Origin of the sequence: Cypionkella sp. (assembly GCF_034376685.1) — a bacterium.
In the GTDB taxonomy this organism is placed as follows: Bacteria; Pseudomonadota; Alphaproteobacteria; order Rhodobacterales; family Rhodobacteraceae; genus Cypionkella.
In genome coordinates this window covers 1-23,081 of sequence record NZ_JAXMJJ010000044.1, presented here as the reverse complement: position 1 = coordinate 23,081, position 23,081 = coordinate 1, and the positions used below count along the sequence as shown (strand labels likewise).

The 23,081-nt window shown below is 60.3% G+C and carries 22 protein-coding genes and 1 tRNA gene; 16 read left to right on the top strand and 7 right to left on the bottom strand.

From position 1 onward, the window contains the following. Positions 1 to 98 precede the first annotated feature (98 nt). The 6 genes from rpsF to U1A24_RS09835 all read left to right on the top strand — a co-directional run bounded on the left by rpsF (position 99) and on the right by U1A24_RS09835 (position 5,653). Positions 99 to 545 carry a 30S ribosomal protein S6 gene (gene rpsF / locus U1A24_RS09860; RefSeq protein WP_322321808.1) on the top strand — a complete coding sequence of 149 codons (447 nt, stop codon included), beginning with the start codon at positions 99 to 101 and terminating at the stop codon, positions 543 to 545. Positions 546 to 574: 29 nt separating this feature from the next. Continuing rightward, complete coding sequence (gene rpsR / locus U1A24_RS09855) at positions 575 to 802, top strand: 30S ribosomal protein S18 (RefSeq protein ID WP_054008603.1); 228 nt, start codon at positions 575 to 577, stop codon at positions 800 to 802. A 10-nt stretch (positions 803 to 812) separates the two neighbouring features. Next, positions 813 to 1,397 (top strand): 50S ribosomal protein L9, encoded by a 585-nt coding sequence (rplI, locus tag U1A24_RS09850; RefSeq protein WP_322321807.1) that lies wholly within the window; start codon positions 813 to 815, stop codon positions 1,395 to 1,397. 212 nt (positions 1,398 to 1,609) lie between these two features. Beyond that, positions 1,610 to 2,938, top strand: a complete 1,329-nt coding sequence (locus tag U1A24_RS09845) for a calcium-binding protein (RefSeq protein WP_322321806.1) — start codon at positions 1,610 to 1,612, stop codon at positions 2,936 to 2,938. A 224-nt stretch (positions 2,939 to 3,162) separates the two neighbouring features. After that, a complete protein-coding gene (locus U1A24_RS09840) occupies positions 3,163 to 4,488 on the top strand; it encodes a calcium-binding protein (RefSeq protein WP_322321805.1) in 1,326 nt (441 codons plus the stop codon). A gap of 223 nt (positions 4,489 to 4,711) precedes the next feature. Beyond that, positions 4,712 to 5,653 (top strand): DMT family transporter, encoded by a 942-nt coding sequence (locus tag U1A24_RS09835; protein ID WP_322321804.1) that lies wholly within the window; start codon positions 4,712 to 4,714, stop codon positions 5,651 to 5,653. Here U1A24_RS09835 and U1A24_RS09830 read toward each other — a convergent pair. From U1A24_RS09830 to U1A24_RS09820, 3 genes are all read right to left on the bottom strand, one after another. Continuing rightward, a complete protein-coding gene (locus U1A24_RS09830) occupies positions 5,624 to 6,370 on the bottom strand; it encodes a PGN_0703 family putative restriction endonuclease (RefSeq protein ID WP_322321803.1) in 747 nt (248 codons plus the stop codon). The genes U1A24_RS09835 and U1A24_RS09830 overlap by 30 nt on opposite strands. 72 nt (positions 6,371 to 6,442) lie before the next feature. Further along, positions 6,443 to 7,777, bottom strand: a complete 1,335-nt coding sequence (tig, locus tag U1A24_RS09825) for a trigger factor (protein ID WP_322321802.1) — start codon at positions 7,775 to 7,777, stop codon at positions 6,443 to 6,445. Between the two features lie 24 nt (positions 7,778 to 7,801). After that, a tRNA-Leu gene (locus U1A24_RS09820) sits at positions 7,802 to 7,886 on the bottom strand. A 206-nt stretch (positions 7,887 to 8,092) separates the two neighbouring features. On the opposite strand from U1A24_RS09820, the gene U1A24_RS09815 reads away from it, so the two are divergent. After that, positions 8,093 to 8,566, top strand: coding sequence for a Hint domain-containing protein (locus tag U1A24_RS09815; RefSeq protein WP_322321801.1), 474 nt, complete (start codon positions 8,093 to 8,095; stop codon positions 8,564 to 8,566). Between the two features lie 62 nt (positions 8,567 to 8,628). On the opposite strand, the gene U1A24_RS09810 is transcribed toward U1A24_RS09815, so the two are convergent. Continuing rightward, positions 8,629 to 10,155: an NAD(P)H-hydrate dehydratase gene (locus U1A24_RS09810; protein WP_322321800.1), complete on the bottom strand. Its 1,527-nt coding sequence runs from the start codon at positions 10,153 to 10,155 to the stop codon at positions 8,629 to 8,631. Between the two features lie 183 nt (positions 10,156 to 10,338). Between U1A24_RS09810 and U1A24_RS09805 the strand changes: the two genes are divergently transcribed. The 3 genes from U1A24_RS09805 (at position 10,339) to U1A24_RS09795 (ending at position 13,252) form a co-directional block, all read left to right on the top strand. Then, positions 10,339 to 10,677, top strand: coding sequence for a P-II family nitrogen regulator (locus tag U1A24_RS09805; RefSeq protein WP_322321799.1), 339 nt, complete (start codon positions 10,339 to 10,341; stop codon positions 10,675 to 10,677). 110 nt (positions 10,678 to 10,787) lie between these two features. Further along, entirely contained in the window at positions 10,788 to 12,197 is a 1,410-nt protein-coding gene (gene glnA, locus U1A24_RS09800) for a type I glutamate--ammonia ligase (protein WP_322321798.1), read from the top strand. 224 nt (positions 12,198 to 12,421) lie between these two features. Next, positions 12,422 to 13,252: a hypothetical protein gene (locus tag U1A24_RS09795; RefSeq protein WP_322321797.1), complete on the top strand. Its 831-nt coding sequence runs from the start codon at positions 12,422 to 12,424 to the stop codon at positions 13,250 to 13,252. Positions 13,253 to 13,255: 3 nt separating this feature from the next. On the opposite strand, the gene U1A24_RS09790 is transcribed toward U1A24_RS09795, so the two are convergent. After that, positions 13,256 to 14,047, bottom strand: a complete 792-nt coding sequence (locus U1A24_RS09790) for a DUF3445 domain-containing protein (protein ID WP_322321796.1) — start codon at positions 14,045 to 14,047, stop codon at positions 13,256 to 13,258. A 133-nt stretch (positions 14,048 to 14,180) separates the two neighbouring features. Here U1A24_RS09790 and dddP point away from each other — a divergent pair, with 133 nt between their 5' ends. Continuing rightward, the gene (dddP, locus tag U1A24_RS09785; protein WP_322321795.1) at positions 14,181 to 15,518 is read left to right on the top strand and encodes a dimethylsulfonioproprionate lyase DddP; all 1,338 of its coding nucleotides are present in this window, start codon (positions 14,181 to 14,183) and stop codon (positions 15,516 to 15,518) included. Between the two features lie 242 nt (positions 15,519 to 15,760). Here the strand turns inward: dddP and U1A24_RS09780 are convergent, their stop codons facing one another. Further along, positions 15,761 to 16,396 (bottom strand): CDGSH iron-sulfur domain-containing protein, encoded by a 636-nt coding sequence (locus tag U1A24_RS09780; RefSeq protein ID WP_322321794.1) that lies wholly within the window; start codon positions 16,394 to 16,396, stop codon positions 15,761 to 15,763. Between the two features lie 237 nt (positions 16,397 to 16,633). Between U1A24_RS09780 and purB the strand changes: the two genes are divergently transcribed. From purB to U1A24_RS09760, 4 genes are all read left to right on the top strand, one after another. Beyond that, complete coding sequence (gene purB / locus U1A24_RS09775; RefSeq protein ID WP_322321793.1) at positions 16,634 to 17,938, top strand: adenylosuccinate lyase; 1,305 nt, start codon at positions 16,634 to 16,636, stop codon at positions 17,936 to 17,938. A gap of 59 nt (positions 17,939 to 17,997) precedes the next feature. Next, positions 17,998 to 19,071 carry a flagellar motor switch protein FliG gene (locus U1A24_RS09770; RefSeq protein ID WP_322321792.1) on the top strand — a complete coding sequence of 358 codons (1,074 nt, stop codon included), beginning with the start codon at positions 17,998 to 18,000 and terminating at the stop codon, positions 19,069 to 19,071. A 69-nt stretch (positions 19,072 to 19,140) separates the two neighbouring features. Then, a complete protein-coding gene (locus tag U1A24_RS09765) occupies positions 19,141 to 20,022 on the top strand; it encodes a DMT family transporter (protein WP_322321791.1) in 882 nt (293 codons plus the stop codon). 3 nt (positions 20,023 to 20,025) lie between these two features. Further along, the gene (locus U1A24_RS09760; protein ID WP_322321790.1) at positions 20,026 to 20,889 is read left to right on the top strand and encodes a lysophospholipid acyltransferase family protein; all 864 of its coding nucleotides are present in this window, start codon (positions 20,026 to 20,028) and stop codon (positions 20,887 to 20,889) included. Between the two features lie 34 nt (positions 20,890 to 20,923). Here the strand turns inward: U1A24_RS09760 and U1A24_RS09755 are convergent, their stop codons facing one another. Further along, a complete protein-coding gene (locus tag U1A24_RS09755; protein ID WP_322321789.1) occupies positions 20,924 to 21,646 on the bottom strand; it encodes a DUF1223 domain-containing protein in 723 nt (240 codons plus the stop codon). Positions 21,647 to 21,909: 263 nt separating this feature from the next. On the opposite strand from U1A24_RS09755, the gene U1A24_RS09750 reads away from it, so the two are divergent. After that, positions 21,910 to 23,081, top strand: a 1,172-nt coding sequence (locus U1A24_RS09750) for an aconitase family protein (RefSeq protein WP_322321788.1), incomplete at its 3' end; no start/stop codon positions are given.

The window sequence follows — 23,081 nt, the reverse complement described above, 5'->3', positions numbered from 1 at the left end:
TCCGCATTTCCACGTAACGGCGCAGGCTCTCGTGGACGGGCCGCGGAAAGTGTTTGCCCGTCCTATGAAATGCGCCACATAGACAGATCGGAGCACACATGCCGCTTTACGAGCATGTTATGATCGCGCGTCAGGATCTTTCCAACGCGCAGGCTGAAAGCCTCATCGAGCACTTCTCCACGGTTCTGGCCGACAACGGCGGTAAAGTTGTCGAGCATGAATACTGGGGCGTCAAGACGATGGCCTACAAGATCAACAAAAACCGCAAGGGCCACTACGCCCTGCTGAAAACCGATGCACCCGCTTCGGCAGTTCTGGAAATGGAACGCCTGATGCGCCTGCACGATGACGTCATGCGCGTGTTGACCATCAAGGTTGATGTTCATGCAGACGGCCCGTCGGTTCAGATGCAGAAGCGTGACGAGCGCGAGCGCGGGGATCGTCCCGAGGGTGGCTTTGGCGGCGAACGCCGTGAGCGTCCTTCGTTTGGCGGTGATCGCGCTGACCGTGGCGAGCGTCCGTCGTTCGGCGGCCCGCGTCGTTGATCCCCAGCCTCAGGAAAGGAGCCTAAACCATGGCGAACAAACCGTTTTTCCGCCGCCGCAAGGTCTGCCCGTTCTCGGGCGACAATGCACCGGCAATCGACTACAAAGACACGCGCCTGCTGCAACGCTATGTATCCGAGCGTGGCAAGATCGTGCCGTCCCGTATCACCGCAGTTTCGGCCAAGAAACAGCGCGAATTGGCTCAGGCCATCAAGCGCGCCCGTTTCCTCGCCCTGCTGCCCTATGCTGTGAAGTGAGGGTTTAGACATGCAAGTTATCCTGCTTCAACGCGTGGCCAAGCTTGGCCAGATGGGCGAAGTCGTCAACGTCAAGGACGGCTACGCGCGCAACTTCCTGCTGCCGCAAGGCAAAGCCCTTCGCGCAAACTCGGGCAACATCGCCCAGTTTGAAGTGAAGAAAGCTCAGCTGGAACTCACCAACCTGGAAACCCGGAAAGAAGCCGAAGCTGTCGGCGAAAAACTGGATGGCCAGACCTTCGTGATCATCCGTTCGGCATCCGATTCGGGCGCTTTGTACGGTTCCGTCACCACCCGTGACGCAGCTGATGCGGCCATCGCTGACGGTTTCACCGTCAACCGTGGCCAGATCGTGCTGGACCGTCCGATCAAAGAGCTTGGCGTGCACACCGTTTCGGTGATTCTGCACCCGGAAGTGACCGTCAAATTCAGCCTGAACGTTGCACGTTCGGTGGAAGAAGCGGCGCTGCAAGCTTCGGGCAAGTCGATCCAGGAACTGGCAGCCGAGGCAGAAGCCGAAGCCGATTTCGAAATCGCCAACCTGTTCTCGGAAATGGGCGCTGCACAAGACGGCGAAGATCTGACCCGCGACTAAGCTGGTTTCGGTTTGAAAATCATGAACCGCGCGCAGGCAACTGCGCGCGGTTCTTTTATTTGCGAAATTGCTTGACCAAGATTCATATTTAGCCTCATTTTAAGGCAATAAGATCGGCAGAGCCACCGGGATCGGGCGAATATCGGCCCATTGATCCGGCAGCAGACTGAAATTTCTGCCTAATATACGCATATTTCAGGAGATTTTTTTGCATGGCCACCACAGGCGACGACGTGATCTACGGCAGCGTGTATAATGATACGCTGAATGGTCTTGCCGGCAATGACACCATTTACGCCATACATAACGATGATCTGATCCATGGCGGGTTGGGCGACGATGTCATTGAGACCGGCTCGGGCGATGACACCGCTTATGGTGGTGCGGGCGATGATATGTTGGTCAACGACGATGGCAATGATGTGCTGTATGGCGGCAATGGCAGTGATCTGATCGTGTTGGGCGGTCTGGTGTTTGGCAGTGCGGGCACCGCTTACGGTGGCGCGGGGGATGATGCAGTCCTCGTGACCCAGACGCAGACCGCAGCGGTTTTTGGCGGCGCGGGCATCGACATGCTGCTGCTGTCTTGGCCCTCGATCTTCACCGATGGCGCGGTTTCGGTGGATTTCCGCACTGGTTTTGCCTCGGCCACCGATGGCTCACAGCTGAGTTTTGTCGGGATGGAAGAGCTGTTTCTGCTGGCAGGCAATGGGGATGACACGGTGATTGGCGGCGCGCGTGATGATTTCCTGTCGGTCTCGGGCGGCGCCAACCGCGTCAACGCGTTGTCGGGCGATGATATTGTAGCCTACACGATCACTGGCGTCGCCAACACGTTGAATGGCGGCAGCGGTGATGATGTGTTGCTGGCGCAAAGTGACACCGCGCCGCTGTATTTCATCGTCAATGCCGCGAATGGCAGCGTTGATGATGGCAGCCTGTCGGTGATCACCGGCTTTGAGCATTACGAGGCACGCGGCGGAGCGCTGGCCGATATCGCCAGCCTTGGCGCGGGCGACGACACCTTCCGCGGTGGCGGCGGCAATGACACCGGCTTTGGCATGGATGGTCAGGATTTGCTGATGGGCATCACAGGCGATGACCTGCTGTATGGCGGCGGCGGCCATGACACGATCTATGGCGGCGTGGGTCAGGACAGTCTGTTCGGCGGCGACGGCAATGACGTGCTGCATGGCGGGGAGGGTCAAGACACCCTTACCGGCGGCGCGGGCGCGGATGTCTTCGCCTTTGGCTTTAACGACAACGGCCTCGACCTGATCACCGATTTCACCAGTGGTGAGGATCATATCCGCTATGCCGGGGCGGGTATCGGCATCTATGCGCCCGATCTTGGTCCGCTGGATCCGGGCGATCTGCAGATCGGCGGCAGCACCAGCACACCGGGGGTGTTTGTGCTGCAATACGACAGCGACGCTGACACCAGCGAGCTGTTGTGGTCCGGCACCGGAAATGGTGCCTATCTGCTGATGCGGTTTACCGGCAATGTCAGCATGGTCGCCTCGGATATCATCCTGTTTTAGCGGAGCGAGGTGCAGGGATGGCACGTCATGAGTTGTCTCAATCTGCATCCGCCGCAGCGGTGTCGCGCTGTGATCGCCATAGCCAATCAAAGCGTCACATCTGGATCTGGCCTCATTCTGGCACATTGAAGGATAGACACCGATGGCATCCAAGGCATTCGATCTGACATCCAAGGCAGAGCAGCATTCCCGCTTAAACATATCATCATTCAGGAGTTTTTAGCATGGCCACAACGGGCAACGACTTTATCGTCGGCGACGGGTCGAGTGAGACAATTACGGCGCTTGCTGGCAATGACACCATTTTTTCGCTGCAAGGCGATGATCTGATCTATGGCGGGCTGGGCGACGACTCTGTCTTCTCAGGCTCCGGGGATGACACGGTCTACGGCGGCGCAGGCAATGATACGATCAACAATGATGGCGGCAACGACGTGTATTACGGCGGCGGCGGCAATGATATGCTGGTGCTGGGCGATGTGGTCTATGGCAGTGCGGGCACGGCCTATGGTGGCGCAGGTGATGACAGCTTTCTCGTCACCAAAACCCAAACCGCCGAGGTGCACGGCGGGGCTGGCCGCGATACATTGATCCTCAGCTGGTCCGAATTCTGGTCCGGAGGCACCGTTTCGGTCAACTTCAGCAGCGGCACTGCGACCTCAAGCACCGGGTTGCAGCTGGACTTTACCGGGATGGAGCAGCTGTTTCTCTACTCCAGCGACGGCAATGATACCGTCACAGGCGGGTTGAACAACGACCTGTTGTCGGTGGGCTCGGGGGTGAACCGGGTCAATGCGATGGCTGGCGACGATACCATCGCCTATGTCATTTCAGGCGCCAACACGCTGAACGGCGGCGCAGGCGATGATGTCTTGCTGGCGCAAAGCGGCTCTGCTGCGCTGTATTTCATCGTCGATGAACTGACCGGGCAGGTCGATGACGGCAATCTTTCGGTGGCCTTGGGCTTTGAACGCTTTGAGGCCAGAGGCGGCGGGCTGAACGACATCGCCAGCCTTGGGGCGGGCGATGATACGTTCCGCGGCGGTGGTGGCAATGACACCGGCTTTGGCGCGGGCGGCGACGATCTGCTGATGGGCATCAACGGTGAGGATCAGCTTTATGGCGGGACGGGCCGAGACACGCTGTATGGCGGGGTGGGACAAGACAGCCTTTATGGCGGTGACGGCAATGATGTGCTGCACGGCGGCCACGGCCATGACACGCTGACCGGTGGCGCAGGGGCAGATGCCTTCGTCTTCGGCTATACTGACAATGGTTTTGATCTCATCACCGATTTCACCAGTGGCGAGGATCAGATCCGCTACAGCGCCAACCTGCTGGGAGGATTTTCGCCCGGCCCCGGCCCACTGGACCCCAGCGAGTTGCAAATCGGCGGCAACGCCACCACGCCGGGGGTGTTTGTGCTGACCTACGACCCTGACACCGACATCAGTATGTTGCTGTGGTCAGACAACGGCCACGGCTCGTTCGGGTTGATGAAGTTCAGTGGCAATGTCAGCATGGTGGCCTCGGATATCATCCTGTTCTGACCGCAAAAAACCCGGCGCGGGGTGTCCTGTGATCAGAGCTTTGATCTGCCGCACGGCGCGCCGCCCCTAACACGCGGGCTATGGGCAGTCATGGCCTACTGCCATGATGGCAGCGCGTGCTTTATGCGCTGATCGCCCTGCCCGATCAACCACTCACCGCTTTTGATCAAACCATGTCGCAAATCGAACAGCTTGGGCTCTGTCTGCCGCCTAGCTTGCCCAAATGAGCCACAAAACCACCTCTCTGGGTATTATCTACCTGATCGCCGGCATCTCGGTGTTTTCGGTGCAGGACTTGATTCTAAAGCTGATTTCCGGCGGCTATCCTTTGTATCAGGCGATGCTGATCCGCGGCTTCACCTCGATCCCCTTCCTGCTGGTCTTCGCGCATTTTGACGGCGGCATCCGCACCCTGTTCACGCCGGGTGCGCCAAAGATGATCCTGCGGGGCCTTGTGATGTTCGTGGCCTATTTCAGCTTTTACATCGCCCTCGCAGGCCTGCCGCTGCCGACCACGGTGGCGCTCTACTACTCCGGCCCGCTGTTCATCACCGTGCTGTCGGTGCTGTTCTTGTCCGAAAAAGTCAGCGCCGCCGCTTGGGCCGCCGTGCTCACCGGATTTCTCGGCGTGATCATCATGGTGCGCCCCGGATCGGATCTGTTCGACTGGGCGGCGCTGCTGCCAATTCTGTCGGGCCTGACCTATGGCATCTCGATGATCACCGCGCGCAAGATGGGCGACACGCAGACCGCAGCCGCCCTCGCGTTCTGGGGCAATGCGGTGTTCCTCAGCTGTGCCGGTCTGATGGCGCTCTATTACCACGATGGCAGCCACACCGTCACCAGCCACCCCAGCCTTGCCTTCCTGACCCGCGGCTGGATCACCCCCACCGCGCATGACCTGACGCTGATGATGACCTGCGGCGTGGTCGCGGCGATGGGGCTGTGGCTGCTCACCCAAGCCTACAGGATCGCGGCGGCGTCAGTGGTGGCCCCGTTCGAATATCTTGGCCTGATCTGGTCTGTGCTTTGGGGTTGGCTGTTCTGGCGCGATTGGCCCGATGCGCAAGGCTGGATCGGCATCGGCATCATCGCAGGGGCTGGCTTGTTCGTGCTGCTGCAAGAACGCAGGCGCTCACCCCAAAGCGCCGAAGCGGTCGTGTAATGCGCCGACATGCGCCGCCAATTTCGCGGATTTGCTCCATTGATCCAACAAATCCTCCCAGCGCATTGGCACGAAGCTGACGGTATCGCCCGCCACACGCTTGGTAAAATCAGCAACTTCGCGGCGGTGTAGTGCGATACGTTTGGGGTCAACGGACTTGCCCGAAGCCCAAGAAGCGGGTTCCGCATACAGATAAACCAGCACGCCACCCAACGCCCGCTTTTCAGCGCGGGTGTAGATACCATAAGCGTGCTTGATCAGTTGCACCGCATCCAAAGAAAAATAGCCGTGCTCACCCGCGACCAGATCATTGCGCAGCTTGGTAAATTTTGCCATTTTCTCACCCCATTCCGGGCGATCATATGTGTCGGAAAACCCCGCGGCCTTGGCCGGACGGAAGGGCTCATAGCGTTTGCTTTCAATGCCGATCAGCGTGGTGTGAGTCTCAATACCCACGTCGAGCCACGGATGACGCCCACCCGTCCAAGGGAAGCGCATCTCGGCTTCCAACGTCACCGAAGCCACCTGCCCCGCAGGTACTCCGGGCAAAGGCGGCAAGTCCTGTGCGCGATTTAGAAACCAGCCGAACGCATTGGCGGTCAGCGCGCTGGAGGATTCCGGCCCATCCATCTTGCCCGTATTCACCTCGTGCCCTGGTGAGCGTTTGAGGCATTCCAGAATGCCATCCACAGGCAGATCAGGCAAAAATTCGGGCATCACGGTCTCCGGTTCAGAAAGAAAAGGGCCGCCCCAATGGAGCGGCCCCAGATTACTAGCAGATATCGAAGGTTACATCTCGTCCAAAGCTTCGATGAACTTTTGCAGCTCTTCCTTGCTGACTTCTTTCTCGGTCACCTTGGCACCAGCCACGATGTGATCGACAACCTTGTCTTCAAAGATCGGCGCGCGCAGCTGCTGCTGCATGTTCGGGTTCTTCTGCACGAACTCGAAATACTGACGTTCCTGGCCCGGATACTGACGCGCTTGCGCCAGAACCGCTTGGGTCATTTCAGCATCCGACACGGTGACTTCGGCTTTACGGCCGATTTCAGCCAGAACCAGACCCAGACGCACGCGACGCTCGGCCAGTTTCTTGTGCTCTTCGGTGGTCTCAACCGAACCGTGGTTGTGATCATGCACATCGGGATTTTCTTCGTGCCACAGCTGATGCGCGATTTGCGCAGCCTCTGCATCCACCAAAGCCGGCGGCAGGTCGAACTTCACCAGACCATCGAGTTGATCTAGCAGCGCGCGTTTCAGCACAGCGCGGGCTGCACCTTTGTACTCAGCTTCCAGACGCTCAGAGATCTGACCCTTCAGGGCAGCCAGATCTTCTGCTCCGAACTTCTTCGCCAGCTCGTCGTCCAACTCGGCCGCTTTAGCCTCGCGCACGACTTTCACGGTGCAAGCAAACACCGCTTCTTTGCCCGCAAGATGCGCAGCACCATATTCTGCGGGGAAGGTCACGGTGACGGTTACTTCTTCGCCAGCTTTGGTGCCGATCAGTTGATCTTCAAAGCCCGGAATGAACGAGTTCGAGCCCAGAACCAGCGGGTAATCCTCGCCAGCGCCGCCTTCAAACGCCACGCCATCGACCGAACCTTTGAAGTCGATCACAACCTGATCGCCGGATTTGGCCTTTTTGGCTTTCGGCTTGTCTTCAAAGTTCTGCGCGGTGGCAGCCAAGTTCTTCAACGCTTCCTCAACCGAAGCCTCATCGGCTTTCACCGACAAACGGTCCAAAGCGATTTTGGAGGCATCCAGTTCCGGGATCGGCGGCAGGGCTTCGTAAGCCATCTCGACCACAACGTCCTGACCTTCTTTCCAGGTCTCGCCACCGACCATTTTCACGTCGGGCTGCAAGGCCGGGCGGTCGCCGGTTTTCTCGAAATGCTCTTTCATCGCGCCATCAATGGCGTCCTGCATGGCATCGCCCATCAGGCGCTGACCGAATTGCTTTTTCAGGATCGCAAGCGGCACTTTGCCTTTGCGGAAACCCTTGATTTCGACCTCGGGCTGCGCCTCGAGCAATTTTTCCTGAACTTTGGCTTCCAGCTCGGCGGCGGACACCGTGATGGTGTAGGCGCGCTTCAAGCCGTCTTTCAGGGTTTCGGTGACCTGCATGTGTCCGTCCTTCTCATCAACCTTTGGTGCGGGTAGAGGGACTTGAACCCCCACGCCTTGCGGCGCCAGAACCTAAATCTGGTGCGTCTGCCAATTTCGCCATACCCGCATATGTCAACAAGCCGCAGGCCCGCCCAGAAGACGGGAGATGCGACTTGAAATCCGCGCCCTTCTAACAAAGCCGCGCGAGGGAAGCGAGAGGAAAAGTGAAACTCCGTTTTGCGCTGAAATTCCCCGAAAAGTCAGAGCGCGACCGCATTCTCGCCCCATTTGGCGGTAAGTTTGGGCCAGCGCACATGCGCCAGAGGATTGCCGATGACCATCCACACCAAAGTGACCGCTGCCAAGTCCACCGCAGGGCTTGATCATGGTCTGGCGATCGGCACGCCGGTGCTCAGCCTTGATGGCATGATGCCGGTGGAATACCTGCACCCCGGCGACCGCGTGATCACCCGCACCGGCGCACGCAAGCTGATGGCGATCGAGGTGACTTTGGTGCAAAACGCCCGCGTTATCCGCATCAGTGCAGGCGTTTTGGGTGCGGATCGCCCCGCCGAGGAAATGATTGTCAGCCCCGATCAGCCGATCCTGATCCGCGACTGGCGCGCAAAAGCCATGACGGGAGCCAAGGTCGCGTTGATCGCGGCGGCTGATCTGGTCGATGGCGCATATATCCGCGCTGAAGTCATGGCAGAGCTGCGTCTTTACACCCTGCGCTTTGAAGAAGACGTGGTGATCTACGCAGGCGATCTGGAACTGGCCTGCACCGGCGCAACCTTGGCCGCCTGATCGGAATTCGCGCGAATTCCGGCACGATTTTCGCGCGAAAATCGCCCTGCGGCCGGTTCGCGCTACACCCCCAAAGCCCGAAACACCTTCGGCAACTCTTCGGGCAAATCTTCCGCAATCAACCCCGGCCCAAAACTGCGGGCACATTCAACATGCAGCCAAGCCGCCGTCTCTGCCGCCTGCATCGGTTGAAATCCGCGTGCGAGCAGCCCGGTGATAAACCCCGCCAGCACATCGCCCGATCCAGCCGTCGCGAGCCAAGGTGCAGAACGCTCATACACCGCCGCGTTGATCGAACACCGCCCATCGGGTGCGGCAATCACCGTATCCGCCCCTTTATAGAGTACCACACAGCCCGACCGCGCCGCAGCCTCGCGCGTCGCATCGACCTTGGAATAGGCCGGACCCTTGACTGCCGGAGCCGCCAGCTTTGCCGCAATATCCGGGAACAACCGCGCAAACTCGCCAGCATGAGGCGTCAAAACGCAGCGGTCGTTCAGCAACGCGAACAAGCCTTGATCCTGCGCCACAGCCGTCAAAGCATCGGCATCAAGCACCAGGTAGGGTGCGTGCTTTGCACGCACCGCCACCGGCAGCAATTCCGCCGCCCGCGCCACCCCCATCCCCGGCCCCAGACAAACCGCAGTGATCCGCGCATCCGCCAAAACTTCCGCCAACCCCACCGCATCCGCCACGAGGCGCAGCATCACCGCATCGAGCCGCGCCGCATTCTCAGCCATCGCCCCCAGCGGCGAGGCTACCGTCACAAGCCCCGCCCCGATCCGCAAAGCCGCCCGCGCCGCCATCCGCGCCGCCCCGGCATGACCGTGATCGCCCGAGACGATCAGGGCATGACCGTGGGAGAATTTGTGGCCAACAGGTTTTCCCAATCGCCTGCGCGGACAACTTGTCAGGCTGACCGCTCCCTGCGTGTCCTCCAGCCCGATATCTACAATGCGCAATGCCCAAGGCGCGACAGTGTAGTGACCCATATAGTGGCCAGCCTTCGCGCGGTGAAATGTAACCGTCAGATGGGCAAAATACGGAGCAGAGCAGCCTAGTTCTCTCCCGCTGTCCGCGCAAACGCCAGAAACTATATCAACCGCCACAATCTTTGTCTTGCTGTTCGGCCCCGCCAGCAAGGTGCGCTCAACCAAGCCTTCAATCGCGGCCACCAGATCACCGTCAAGGGGGCGAGTCAGCCCAGTTCCGAACAGGGCGTCGACAATCACATCGAAGTCGCCATCAGGCGGGATGCCCGTCACCTCCCCCACATCCAACCACCGCTGATAATTCACCCGCGCATCCGGCGGCAGCTTCCCGGCGTCGCCATAGAGATACACCTCCACCGCCCAGCCCCGCCCCGCCAACAACCGCGCCACCACAAACCCGTCGCCGCCGTTATTCCCCGGCCCGCACAGCACCACCGCGCGCTGCGGGGTCAGCGCCATCTCCGGCCATTCCTCCAGCACCGCAGCCACCACCCCGGCCCCGGCCCGCTCCATCAGCTCCAGCCCGGTCACCGCCCCCGACGCAATCGCTGCCGCCTCAATCGCCCGCATCTGCGCCGCCGTCAGCACTTCGCTCATTTTTCAACCTTTATGTTCACAAACCGCCCACACATCACGCATATCGCCTATATTTTAATCACTACCACGATTTTCCGAACCCAACAGCGCCTCGCCTATTCCTACAGAATTGAAGCCCCCGCAGGGAAGTGATCACTACCGCATAGACCATGATTTGCGTGTAAAAGACTTGGGGAGCAGGCGATGAAGAAAATCGAGGCAATCATCAAACCGTTCAAGCTGGACGAGGTGAAGGAAGCCCTTCAGGAAGCTGGCATTCAGGGCCTGTCGGTCACCGAAGTCAAAGGCTTTGGCCGTCAGAAAGGCCATACCGAACTGTATCGCGGCGCGGAATATGTCGTCGATTTCCTGCCGAAAGTGAAAATCGAAGTCGTGCTGACCGATGATATGGTCGAAACCGCGATTGCCGCCATCATTGCCGCAGCCCGCACCGACAAGATCGGCGATGGCAAGATTTTCGTAAGCCCTGTCGAGCAGGCCATCCGCATCCGCACTGGCGAAACCGGCGACGATGCGATCTAAGCTGGGCGCGATCTCAACGCGCCGTTAAACCAGCCGCGATCCAACCCGAACACCAAGGCAGGCCAACGCCTGCCCCCCACTTTCAACCCGAAACCCCGAAAGGCAGCATGATGAGCGCAGTTGCGAAAGCTCTGAAACTGATCAAGGACGAGGAAATCGAGTATCTCGATATCCGCTTCACCGATCCCAAAGGCAAACTTCAGCACGTCACCCTGGTCACCGACCTGGTGGATGAAGACTTCTTTGAAGAAGGCTTCATGTTCGACGGCTCTTCGATTGCTGGCTGGAAGTCGATTGATCAATCCGACATGAAACTGATGCCGGATGCGAGCTCGGTCTATATGGACCCGTTCTACGCCGAGAAAACCCTCTGCGTGCATTGCGACGTGGTCGAGCCCGACACCAACGAAGCCTATGATCGTTGCCCGCGCCAGATCGCCAAGAAAGCCGAAGCTTTCATGAAGTCGTCCGGCATCGGCGAGACCGCCTATTTCGGTCCCGAAGCTGAGTTCTTCATCTTCGACGACGTGCGCTATTCGGTCACCCCGCGCAAGGTTTCCTATGAAATCGACGCCGAGGCAGCCGCTTGGAACACCGACACCGTGACCGAAGGCGGCAACTACGGCCACCGCGCGGGCCATAAGGGCGGCTACTTCCCGGTCAACCCAGTGGACGAAGCGCAAGACCTGCGCGGCGAGATGCTTTCGACGATGAAGCGCATCGGCATCCGCGTTGACAAGCACCACCACGAAGTGGCGACCTGTCAGCACGAACTCGGCATGATCTTCGGTGGTCTGGTCGAGCAAGCCGACAACATCCAGAAGTACAAGTATGTGATCCACAACGTGGCGCATGCTTACGGCAAGACCGTGACCTTCATGCCGAAACCGATGAAGGGCGACAACGGCTCGGGCATGCACGTGAACATGTCGATCTGGAAAGACGGCAAACCGCTGTTCGCTGGCGACAAATATGCTGATCTGAGCCAAGAAGCTTTGTGGTTCATCGGCGGCATCATCAAACATGCCAAAGCCTTGAACGCGCTGACCAACCCCGGCACCAACAGCTACAAACGCCTGATCCCCGGCTTTGAAGCCCCGGTTCTGCTGGCGTATTCGGCCCGCAACCGCTCGGGTGCGGTCCGTATTCCGTGGACCGAATCGCCGAAAGCCAAACGCGTGGAAGCCCGCTTCCCCGATCCGTCGGCAAACCCCTATCTGGCCTTCGCAGGCCTGCTGATGGCTGGTCTTGACGGCATCCGCAACAAGATCGACCCGGGCCCTGCTTCGGACAAAGATCTCTACGATCTGCCGCCGGAAGAACTGGCCGAAATCCCGACCGTTTGCGGTAGCTTGCGTGAAGCTCTGGAAGCTTTGGACAAAGACATGGACTTCCTGCTGGCAGGCGACGTGTTCACCCGTCCGATGCTGGAAGCCTATATGGCGCTGAAGTGGGAAGAGGTTTACGCCTACGAGCACACGCCGCACCCGATCGAGTATCAGATGTACTACTCCTGCTGATCCCACGTTCGGGATTGCAGACCAGCTATCCGCAAAGGCCGCCTTCGGGCGGCCTTTCGCATTTCTGTGATAAATGTGAACAATCAACCGCTTGTAGCGTGAATGGAATTGTGGCGGAAACACCACTCAACTTCTGGTTAATAACTTCTTAACGCCACAATGCCTCCCGGATGCAGGCACAATCTGCGGTCAACCTCAGCTCAACCACTGAAGGAGGTCGCGCGATGAAGTCTCATCCCGAGATACAGTTCAGTACGATTGCAGAGTTGTTGTTTCTACAAGACCCGAAGTTGAATTTCGCCCGGCTGGTTGCGGACCTCGATGCCGTGCTGACGCGTTTTCATGACAAAGACCGCCAACTGACATGGGATTGTGAGGATCTCGCCAGTTTCGATATGCCCGGCACCAGAATCGTGCTGGCCACCGCCGATGCGCCAAGGCCCGGTATTGCGGCGTCGCTGACGCTGTCGGTCGGCCCGTCGCATCTGCCGCCCCGCTTGAACGCGCATCCGTTGCGCCATCATGCCCCGGTGCGTCATGAGGCTTTATGCTCGAAACTGGTCGAACGCGTGCAGGTCCGGCTGAATCCCGATGCGGTGTTCTGGCATGAATGGGATCATCCGGTGACCTCCGAGGTGATCGATTCTCTGGCCTATGCGCAGCCCAAATCCAGCCAGCGCGCCGACCCGGATCATCCGATCTTCACCCTGCTGGACGACGGCAATGTCGACGCGGTCTATGTCCGTGGCTTCCAGCCCAGCAATGACCGCCCGGATCTTCCGCTGCCCCACGATCCCGAACTGGCCCGCTTGCGCATGGCGCTTTATCCCACCGAAGAGGCGCCGCCGCCGCATCTGATCTCACCGCAGATGCGCCTCGCGGCGCATACGATGAACGCCACCCTGATCATGGTGGCGCTGCCGGTCGGAGCTGCGATGCTGACCTATTCCGTGCTGCGCGGCGAGAACATGCGGTTGACCACGGCGGCGATGGTGGCGACGGGTCTGGCCTCGACGCTGTTCCAAGGCCCGATGATCTCGGCGCTGACCGGCTGACGCCTAGTTGGCGTGCTGCATCACCCCCAATGCGCCCAGAGCCGCAAGGTCGCTGGGCGCAAGGCTGTTTAGCGCCACCTGATAGGTGTGGATGCTGAACAGCACCGCCTCGGTTTGCGGCAGCCGCAACAGGCACTGGCGCTCTGCCCGCATATAGGCCCCCTGCCGCGCCTTCGGATGCCGATCCGCTTCGCGCCGGGGATGAAACAAATCCGGGCTTTCATAGATGTGAAAATTCATCCGCCACAACGGCTGCTCGGGCCTTATCGCATCAAACAACCGCTGCACGCGGCGCGCCAGATCCTCGGTATACGCCTCCACCGGAATATGTATCCCCAGCATCGAACGCCCCAGCTTTTCCGCCAGCGTCCAACTCGCCGGAAAACACAACACCGCCGCCGTCAGCGCATGCGCGTCGCCCACCCGCTGCATCAGGCAGAGATCTTCCTGCACCAACCGCCCCAAGGTCAACAGCGGGGCATCGCGGTCCAAGCCCACCCGCACGCCATCCGGGCGCAGCACCGATCCCGCCTCGACCACAAACCCCACCGTGCCGCGCAGTTTCTCGATCACCCGATCATAAAGCTCCAAAGCCGCAGGCATCGCCGCCTCGGGCAAGGCATGCACCAGATCCGGGCAGGTCGCGATCAACCGATCCCGCTCTGCCATCTGGGCCGCGTAAGCGTCACAAACCGCAATCCAACTGTCATCGGTGATCGGCTGAATCCCCGGCAACCGCACAGTGCGCGGGTCAAGCCAAGGGTGCAGCGGCAGCTTTTCATTCAATATCGGCATGAGCCAAACCTAGCCGCGCGCCTGCGATAAACGCAAGCCCCAGCCATTTGCGACACTCCACGTCGCGGCCAGCAAAGCCCGCAAGCCGCCACCTGCCACCTTCCGCACAGCCAATCCTGCTGTGGAGAGCCCGATGTCCTACGCCGAAACCCGCCGCAAAATCGACCCCGCGCGGGGGGATCGCTTGGGCGACGGCACCCCGAATGACAATGACCGGGTGGAAATCGGACCGACGCAACTGGCGTTTGGCGAATGGGCCAAGGCGGGCTTGCAGCTGCCGAATCTCGCGAATATGCGGGAATTCCGCTGGAAACGTCTGGTCGCCAGCCTCAACGCCCGCGATTACGGCGGCATCCTGATGTTTGACCCGCTGAACATCCGCTACGCCACCGACACCACCAACATGCAGCTGTGGAACAGCCACAACCCGTTCCGCGCCTGTCTGATCTGCGCCGATGGTCATATGGTGGTCTGGGAGTATAAACAGGCGCCGTTCTTGGTCAATTTCAACCCATTGGTGAAAGAACTCCGCTCCGGCGCGTCGTTCTTTTACAACGTCTGCGGCGATAAAGTGGCCGAGGATGCCACCTCTTTCGCCGCCCAAGTCAACGAAGTGATGCGCGCCCATGCCGGTTCAAACCGCCGCCTCGCCGTCGATAAAATCATGATCAACGGCTTGCGTGCGCTGGAACGTGCGGGCTTTGAGGTGATGGAAGGCGAAGAAGTCACCGAGCGCACCCGTGCGATCAAAGGCCCCGATGAGATCCTCGCGATGAAATGCGCGCATCACGCCTGCGAAGCGGCGATTGCCGAGATGGAAACCGCCACCCGTACAGGTGTCCCACTCGGGCATATGTCCGAAGATGACATCTGGGCCGAACTGCACAAGGGCAACATCCGCCGTGGCGGCGAATGGATCGAAACCCGGCTGCTGGCCTCTGGTCCGCGCACCAACCCGTGGTTCCAGGAATGTGGCCCGCGCATCGTGCAGAACAATGAAATCGTCGCCTTTGACACCGATCTGATCGGATCATATGGCATCTGCATCGACATTTCCCGCACCTGGTGGGTGGGCGATCAGCGCCCGACCAATGCGATGATCTCGGCGATGGGCCATGCGATGGACCATATCCACGAGAATATGCAGATGTTGAAACCCGGCATCACCATTCGTGAGCTGACCCACGGCGGTCATCGCTTGGGCGACCAATATCAGCGGCAGAAATACTCCTGCAAAATGCACGGCGTTGGTCTGTGCGATGAGTGGCCCTTCGTGCCCTACCCCGACGCCCATGTCGACGGCGCATTTGAGGTCGCTCTGGAACCCGGCATGACGCTGTGTGTCGAGGCCTTGGTCTCGCCCGAAGGTGGCGATTTCTCGATCAAGCTGGAAGATCAGGTGCTGATCACCGAAACCGGGTTTGAGAACCTAACGAAGTATCCCTTCGACGCCGCCTTGATAGGGCGCTGAGGCAAGCCACCATCACCCGAACCGAAAGAAAACGCTCCAGTGGAGCGTTTTCCGGTGAGTTGCTCAAAAGGCTGAAAGCCGTTGAGCAAGGGGCTTTGTGCCACAAACCGCACACTTCACAATCGGGGCGCGCCTGACTGGGCTGGCGCGGACTCGCGCCTGCCGAGGGCAGGCAGGCGCGGCCCGATTTGTCGCCGGACAAATCAGGCAAGAAAAAACAGCGCCTCATAAAACCTTAACGCCTACTCCGCCACAAACCCCGCCGCCTTATGACTGCCGTCGCAATACGGCTTGTTGGCCGACTGCCCGCAGCGGCACAAAAACGCCTGCGTCACCCGGTTCACCGTGCGCCCGGTGCCCGAGACCACTTCCAGATTGCCTGCAAGCTTCAACGGCCCGTTCGGCAAAGCCTGCACCGCAACCGCCCCATCACGCAGCGCCAAAGCCTGCGACTCTTTCACCGCAGGCTCGCCCGATGCCACAAACCCCGCCGCCGTATGGCTGCCATCGCAAAACGGCTTGTTGGCCGATGCCCCACAGCGGCACAGCGTCGCGCGCGGGCCCTCCAGCGCCACACCGCCCAGCAAGATCGGTGCTTCCAACGCCAGCGGCCCATTTTCGCGCACCCGCAGCGTGTTCACCACCGGCGGCGCATCCGACCCCGCCGCACCATCATTCCACAAAACCCGGATCGCGCCCGATGGGCAATTCTGCCCGATCCGCACCACCTCTGCCGCAGCGGCGGCGTCTGGATAAATCCATTCGCCTTTGACGTTGGGCACGAAAACCTCAGGATGGCTCAACACGCAGTTGCGCGAATGCACACAGCGTTTGCCGTCAAAAACGATCGTCACTTCGCGCCCCGCAACCGTCTCCATCCGCAGTCCCTCCGTTTTGGCTAGTTGGCTAAGAACAGTCTGCCACGAACACCCTGCTTTGGCTATCACGCCAAGGACCGAATTCTTGCTTAACAAATCCTAAATGACATACCGCTAACCCATTGGTTTTCCACAGCCCATACTCTGCGCCACGCGTGGACACCCAGCCCACGCTTGCCCTTTCCCCCTCCCCGGTCTAAAGCGCCTTATCCCTTATAAAGCTGCCCGGAGGCCCCGATGATCCCACGCTATTCCCGCCCCGAGATGGTCGCCCTCTGGTCGCCCGAAACCAAATTCCGCATCTGGTTTGAAATCGAGGCCCACGCCTGCGACGCCCTCGCCGCCATCGGGGTGATCCCGCATGAAAGCGCCGCCGCCGTCTGGAAAGCCAAGGACGTCACCTTCGACGTGGCCCGGATTGATGAGATCGAAGCCGTCACCAAACATGACGTGATCGCCTTCCTCACCCACCTTGCCGAGCATATCGGTTCCGAAGAGGCCCGCTTTGTCCACCAAGGCATGACCTCGTCCGACGTGCTCGACACCACCTTCAACCTGCAACTCGTCCGCGCCACCGACCTGCTTTTGGTCGGCATGGACCGCGTACTCGCCGCCCTGAAAGCCCGCGCGTTTGAGCATAAAAACACCGTCCGCATCGGCCGCAGCCACGGCATCCATGCCGAACCCACCACGATGGGCCTGACCTTCGCGCGCTTTTACGCCGAGATGGCCCGTGGCCGCGCCCGCCTGATCGCCGCCCGCGCCGAGATCGCCACGGGGGCGATTTCCGGTGCCGTCGGCACCTTCGCGAACATCGACCCATCCGTCGAGGAACACGTCTGCGCCCAGCTTGGCCTGACACCAGAGCCGATCTCGACGCAAGTGATCCCCCGCGACCGCCATGCGATGTATTTCGCGGTGCTGGCCGTGATTGCTTCCAGCATCGAGAACATCGCGATTGAAATCCGCCACATGCAGCGCACCGAAGTGCTTGAGGCGGAGGAATTCTTCAGCCCCGGCCAAAAGGGCAGCTCGGCAATGCCACACAAGCGCAACCCGGTACTGTCGGAAAACCTGACGGGTCTGGCGCGTCTGGTCCGCATGTCGGTGACGCCCGCACTGGAAAACGTGGCGCTGTGGCATGAGCGTGACATCAGCCATTCAAGCGTCGAGCGCGCGATTGGCCCCGACACCACCATCACCCTCGATTTCGCGCTGAACCGCCTGGGCGGCTTGGTTGAAAAGCTGGTGATCTACCCGGAAAACATGCTGCGCAACATGAACAAATTCCGCGGTCTGGTGATGAGCCAGCGGGTGTTGCTGGCGCTGACCCAAGCAGGTGTTTCCCGTGAGGACAGCTACCGGCTGGTACAACGTAACGCGATGAAGGTTTGGGAGCATGGCGCGGATTTCAAGACCGAGCTGCTGGCGGATCCCGAAGTCACCGCAGCACTCAGCCCGGCGGAAATCGAGGAAAAGTTCGATATTGGCTACCATACCAAACATGTCGATACGATTTTCAAACGGGTGTTTGGTGCTTAAATCCGCCTTAACCTGATGCGGCCATTCTATCCCTGAACCAGAAGGATTCGGGGGTAGATATGGCAGGCGAACCAGCAGTTCTGGCGCGGATCACTCCGGTGCAGCGGGCGGTGGCGGCCCCTATCCCGCAGCCACCGCCGCCCAGTCCACGGCAAAAGGCTGCGATCATCGTGCAGTTTTTGCTGGCCGAAGGTGGTAGCCTGCCCCTGGCGAAACTGCCCGATCAGATGCAGGCGGCGCTGGCCGAACAAATGAGCCTGATGCGCAGCGTCGATCGGCGCACTTTGGCGGCTGTCATCGAAGAGTTTATCGGCGAGTTGGATCAGGTCGGTCTGTCTTTCCCCGGTGGGATAGAGGCGGCTTTGGCGATGATGGATGGCCATATCTCGGCCAATGCCGCCAGCAGGTTGCGGCGGATGGCAGCGAGCAACGCGTCCTCCGACCCGTGGGAGCGGTTGATGGCGATGCCGGTGACAACCTTGCTACCGGTGCTGGAAGAAGAAAGCATCGAGGTCGGCGCGGTGATGCTGTCCAAACTGCCTGTCGCCAAGGCTGCGGAATTGCTGGGCAAACTGCCCGGTCAAAAAGCCCGCCGCGTGGCTTATGCGGTGTCGCAAACCGGCAATGTTGACCCCGACACCGTGCGCCGGATCGGGATTTCTCTGGCGGGGCAGTTGGAATCCCAGCCGCTGCGGGCGTTTCATTCCAACCCCGTCGAACGGGTCGGTGCGATCCTGAACGTCTCACCGGCGCTCACGCGTGAGGATGTGCTGAAGGGGCTGGATGAGGCCGACGCGGGCTTTGCCCAGCAGGTGCGCCGGGCGATTTTCACCTTCGTGCATCTGCCGCAGCGGGTTCTGGGCCGCGATGTGCCCAAACTGATCCGCATCGTCGATCAGCCACAACTGATCACCGCCCTTGCCGCCAGCACAGGCCAGGCCGAGATGGAGGCGGCGGCGGAATTCATCCTGTCGAACATGTCGCAACGCATGGCGCAGGGTCTGCGCGAAGAAATGACCGCGCGCGGGCGGGTGAAAGAGAAGGATGCCGAAGACGCGATGAACCAGATCATCACTGCCGTGCGCCAGTTAGAGGCGGCTGGAGAATTGGTGCTGATCCAAGAGGAAGAATAGCGCGTGGGCACCGCCAATCTTAGCGCCGGGGACTTGCCGCCCGGCAGCCGCCCGCTTAGGGTCCGGCGCATGTCCGCGCTCAAAATCCTGCCCACCGCCGCCGCCACCCGCAAGGGTATCCTGATGCTGATGCTGGGGGTTGCGATGTTCAGCACGATGGATGCCGTCGCCAAGAGTCTGCTGCAAAGCTATCCCACCGCACAAGTCGTCTGGGCGCGGTTTATCGGTCAGGTGATGCTGGTGCTGATCATCCTTGGCCCCAAACGCGTGGGCCCCACGCTGCGCACGCCCTATCCGTGGCTGCACCTTGCGCGCTCCAGCTTCCAACTGGCCACCACGGGGCTGTTTTTCCTCAGCCTTGGTTATATTGGCCTCGCCGAAGCCACGGCGCTGGCCGACATAAGCCCGCTGCTGATCACGCTGGGCGCGGCACTGTTCTTGGGCGAAAAGCTGGGGCCGCGCCGGATTGCCGGGGTGGTGGTGGCGATGATTGGCGCGCTGATCATCATTCGCCCCGGTGCGGGCCTGTTCACCCCAGCGGCTTTGCTGCCACTGGCCTGTGCTGTCTGCTACGCCGCTTCGGCGCTGCTGACGCGGGCAGTCGGGCAAAAGGAAGGCCCTGCCACCTCGATGCTGCACGCAGCACTGTTTGGCGCGGTGGCGACCAGCATTGCCGTGCTGTTCGTCTGGCAACCGATTGTACTTGCCGATCTGCCGCGCTTTGCAGCCCTTGGTTGCCTTGGCACCGCAGCGCAATTCTGCTTGATCCGGGCATTCTCGATGGCCGAAGCCTCTGCGATCGCGCCGTTTTCCTATCTGGGTATCCTCTATGCCACTTTGTTCGGCATCGCATTTTTTGGCGAGTATCCCGACACATGGACGATCATCGGCGCGCTTGTGATCGCAGGGTCCGGGCTTTATGTCTGGCACCGCGAAACCATCAAGCGTTGATCCATGACGAAGACCGCCTTCCAGCCCCTTGCCTTTGCTCAGAACCTCGCGGTGCGCGGCCTGATTGGTTTGGGGTTGGTGCTGCCATATCGCTGGCGTGTGCCGCTGCTGGGGGCGATGTTACGCGGGCCTGTCGGGCGGATCGCAGGTTATCGGCAGCGCGCCGAGGCCAATCTGGCGCTGATCTGGCCGGATATGGACTTAACGCAACGCAAGAAGATAGCATCGGAAGCACTTGATAATGCAGGAAGAACTCTGATCGAGAATTACTCGACAGCCGGATTTCTGGCCCGTCAGTCGCAGCTGATCCCGCAGGGGCCGGGCGTGGCGGCTTTGGCCAAGGCACGCGCGGAGGGCCGCGCGGTGATCCTCGTCTCGGGCCATTTCGGCAATTATGAAGCCGCGCGCGCCTGCCTTGTGGCGCAGGGCTATATCATCGGCGGGCTTTATCGCCCGATGTCGAACACCTACTTCAACGCGCATTACGTCCGCACGATGGAGGCATTCGGCGGCCCGATCTTTCCGCAGGGTCGCGCGGGCACCACCGGATTCGTCAAGCATCTGAAGGCCGGGGGCTTGCTGGTTTTGCTGTTTGATCAGCGCGCGGGCAGCCACCAGATCGACTTTCTGGGCGAGCCTGCCCGCACGGCGCTTTCCGCCGCTGAACTCGCCTTGCGCTACAAGGCCGATCTGATCCCGTTCTATGCCACCCGCCAGCCCGACGGCCTTAGCTTTGCGGTCGATCTTGAAGCCCCCATTCCGCACACCACGGCGCTAGAGATGACCACCGCCCTGACTCGCAGCCTTGAGGCGCGCGTCAAGGCCCATCCCGGTCAGTGGTTCTGGATTCACCGCCGCTGGCGCTGAGCGGGAGCTCTGGAGATACCGCCGCTGGCGCTGGTCACTTCAGCCGGGCTGCCGCCACGATTTGCGCCGGACCAACGCCATCGGGCGCGCGGGTTTGCAAAATCACCACCACCTGGCCACCACCTGCCGCCGTCACCAGTTGCAACGGCTCGACGCCAGACCAATCGCCCACCTTCTGCCACGAGGTGACGATATTATTGTAGACCACCTTCAGCCCCGCATTCTCGCCCCGGCCGATCTCCACTTCGGCGTGGTCGGTGTAATGCACCAGTTGCACGAACACCGGGCTGGCCAAAGCTTGCGTCGTGCTGGCGTTGATTACCAGATCGTCGCCCTGCCGTGCCAAGGTCAGCGTCACCGGGCTGGGTTTCACCGCCGCCAGAGCAGATGCCACTTCGCCCGGCTGGTTGCCCGCCACCCGCGCACCGCCCGCCACAATCATTTGCGGCGTGTAGATCATCTTTTCCCCCGCCGCATGGGCATAGGCCTTTTGCCGCTCGGTAAAGCCGGCCTGACCGAAGGTGTCGGTCCAGCCGATATAATCCCAGTAATCGACATGCAGCGACAGCCCGATCACCCCCGGCGTTTGCGCCAGCTTGGCCATCAGCTCATCAGCGGGCGGGCAAGACGAGCAGCCTTGCGAGGTGTAAAGCTCTACGACGACGCCCTGTTCAGATTCCGCCAAGGCAGCCGTGGCGCAAAGCATCAAGCTGCCGATCAACCCCAAACCGTTTGGGCTGAAGATTTGGTGCGACATGGTGTTTTCCGATCCCCGTAAGCTTTTTTTGTTCTACATGAAGCAGGGGCAAAGCCGCCAATCAAGGTTTTGCGAGCCTCCATTACAGGATATTCACACAAGCGTTCCATCTATGCCGCGTAAACCAAACCTAGCCGCTGCATTCCACACTGGATTTTCGGCATACCATTGCATACAATGATCGCAAGACCCAAGATGATTCCCTTGCACCGCGCGCGCCCTTAGGGCAAAGCCAAAGCAATCCGTCAACCGCAGGAGGCCACATGACCGTCACCGTTGGACACGACAGCAGCAAAACCCGCAAAACTTTGACCGCAGGCGGACAAAGCGTTTCTTACTACTCGATCCCCGCCGCCGAAGCCGCAGGTTTGGGTGAATTCACCCGTCTGCCCGCAGCGCTGAAAGTGGTGCTGGAGAATATGCTCCGCTTTGAAGACGGCAAGACCGTCTCGGTGGACGACATCAAGGCGTTTTCCGATTGGGGCAAACTGGCGGGCAAGAACCCTCGCGAGATCGCCTACCGCCCTGCCCGCGTGCTGATGCAGGATTTCACCGGGGTTCCTGCGGTGGTCGATCTGGCCGCGATGCGTGACGGTATCAAGGGTCTGGGCGGCGATGCGCAGCGCATCAACCCGCTGGCTCCGGTGGATCTGGTCATCGACCATTCGGTGATGATTGATGAATTCGGCACCCCGCGCGCCTTTCAGGCCAATGTGGATCGCGAATACGAGCGGAATATGGAGCGTTATGTTTTCCTGAAATGGGGTCAGAACGCCTTTAACAACTTCCGCGTCGTGCCTCCGGGAACCGGCATCTGCCATCAGGTGAACCTTGAATATCTGGCACAAACCGTGTGGAGCGATACCGACCAAGACGGCATTATGGTCGCCTACCCCGATACGTTGGTGGGCACCGACAGCCATACCACGATGGTCAACGGTCTGGCGGTCTTGGGCTGGGGTGTGGGCGGCATTGAGGCTGAAGCCGCGATGCTAGGCCAACCGGTTTCGATGCTGATCCCGGAAGTCGTCGGCTTCAAGCTGACCGGCGAGATGATCGAAGGCACTACCGCCACCGACCTCGTGCTGAAAGTCGTGCAGATGCTGCGCAAGCATGGCGTGGTGAACAAGTTCGTCGAATTCTACGGCGAAGGGCTGGACCGTCTTCCGCTGGCAGACCGTGCGACCATCGCCAATATGGCGCCGGAATATGGTGCGACCTGCGGTTTCTTCCCGATCGACAATGAAACCATTCGCTATCTGCGCAACACCGGTCGCGACGAAGGCCGCATTGCACTGGTTGAGGCTTATGCCAAAGCCAATGGCATGTGGCGCGATGCCAGCTATGACCCGATCTATACCAGCACCCTGAGCCTCGATATGGGCACCATCGTGCCCGCTATCTCTGGCCCGAAACGCCCGCAAGACTATCTGCC

Excerpts from the sequence above, each read along its gene's own strand:
- U1A24_RS09795 (WP_322321797.1), top strand. The coding sequence starts at position 12,422 with ATGAAGTCTCATCCCGAGATACAGTTCAGTACGATTGCAGAGTTGTTG.
- dddP (WP_322321795.1), top strand. The coding sequence starts at position 14,181 with ATGTCCTACGCCGAAACCCGCCGCAAAATCGACCCCGCGCGGGGGGAT.
- U1A24_RS09790 (WP_322321796.1), bottom strand. The coding sequence starts at position 14,047 with ATGCCGATATTGAATGAAAAGCTGCCGCTGCACCCTTGGCTTGACCCG.
- U1A24_RS09810 (WP_322321800.1), bottom strand. The coding sequence starts at position 10,155 with ATGAGCGAAGTGCTGACGGCGGCGCAGATGCGGGCGATTGAGGCGGCA.
- U1A24_RS09840 (WP_322321805.1), top strand. The coding sequence starts at position 3,163 with ATGGCCACAACGGGCAACGACTTTATCGTCGGCGACGGGTCGAGTGAG.
- rplI (WP_322321807.1), top strand. The coding sequence starts at position 813 with ATGCAAGTTATCCTGCTTCAACGCGTGGCCAAGCTTGGCCAGATGGGC.
- U1A24_RS09770 (WP_322321792.1), top strand. The coding sequence starts at position 17,998 with ATGGCAGGCGAACCAGCAGTTCTGGCGCGGATCACTCCGGTGCAGCGG.
- tig (WP_322321802.1), bottom strand. The coding sequence starts at position 7,777 with ATGCAGGTCACCGAAACCCTGAAAGACGGCTTGAAGCGCGCCTACACC.
- U1A24_RS09760 (WP_322321790.1), top strand. The coding sequence starts at position 20,026 with ATGACGAAGACCGCCTTCCAGCCCCTTGCCTTTGCTCAGAACCTCGCG.
- U1A24_RS09845 (WP_322321806.1), top strand. The coding sequence starts at position 1,610 with ATGGCCACCACAGGCGACGACGTGATCTACGGCAGCGTGTATAATGAT.
- U1A24_RS09765 (WP_322321791.1), top strand. The coding sequence starts at position 19,141 with ATGTCCGCGCTCAAAATCCTGCCCACCGCCGCCGCCACCCGCAAGGGT.
- U1A24_RS09830 (WP_322321803.1), bottom strand. The coding sequence starts at position 6,370 with ATGCCCGAATTTTTGCCTGATCTGCCTGTGGATGGCATTCTGGAATGC.
- U1A24_RS09815 (WP_322321801.1), top strand. The coding sequence starts at position 8,093 with ATGACCATCCACACCAAAGTGACCGCTGCCAAGTCCACCGCAGGGCTT.
- U1A24_RS09805 (WP_322321799.1), top strand. The coding sequence starts at position 10,339 with ATGAAGAAAATCGAGGCAATCATCAAACCGTTCAAGCTGGACGAGGTG.
- U1A24_RS09835 (WP_322321804.1), top strand. The coding sequence starts at position 4,712 with ATGAGCCACAAAACCACCTCTCTGGGTATTATCTACCTGATCGCCGGC.
- U1A24_RS09755 (WP_322321789.1), bottom strand. The coding sequence starts at position 21,646 with ATGTCGCACCAAATCTTCAGCCCAAACGGTTTGGGGTTGATCGGCAGC.
- purB (WP_322321793.1), top strand. The coding sequence starts at position 16,634 with ATGATCCCACGCTATTCCCGCCCCGAGATGGTCGCCCTCTGGTCGCCC.
- glnA (WP_322321798.1), top strand. The coding sequence starts at position 10,788 with ATGAGCGCAGTTGCGAAAGCTCTGAAACTGATCAAGGACGAGGAAATC.
- rpsF (WP_322321808.1), top strand. The coding sequence starts at position 99 with ATGCCGCTTTACGAGCATGTTATGATCGCGCGTCAGGATCTTTCCAAC.
- U1A24_RS09780 (WP_322321794.1), bottom strand. The coding sequence starts at position 16,396 with ATGGAGACGGTTGCGGGGCGCGAAGTGACGATCGTTTTTGACGGCAAA.
- rpsR (WP_054008603.1), top strand. The coding sequence starts at position 575 with ATGGCGAACAAACCGTTTTTCCGCCGCCGCAAGGTCTGCCCGTTCTCG.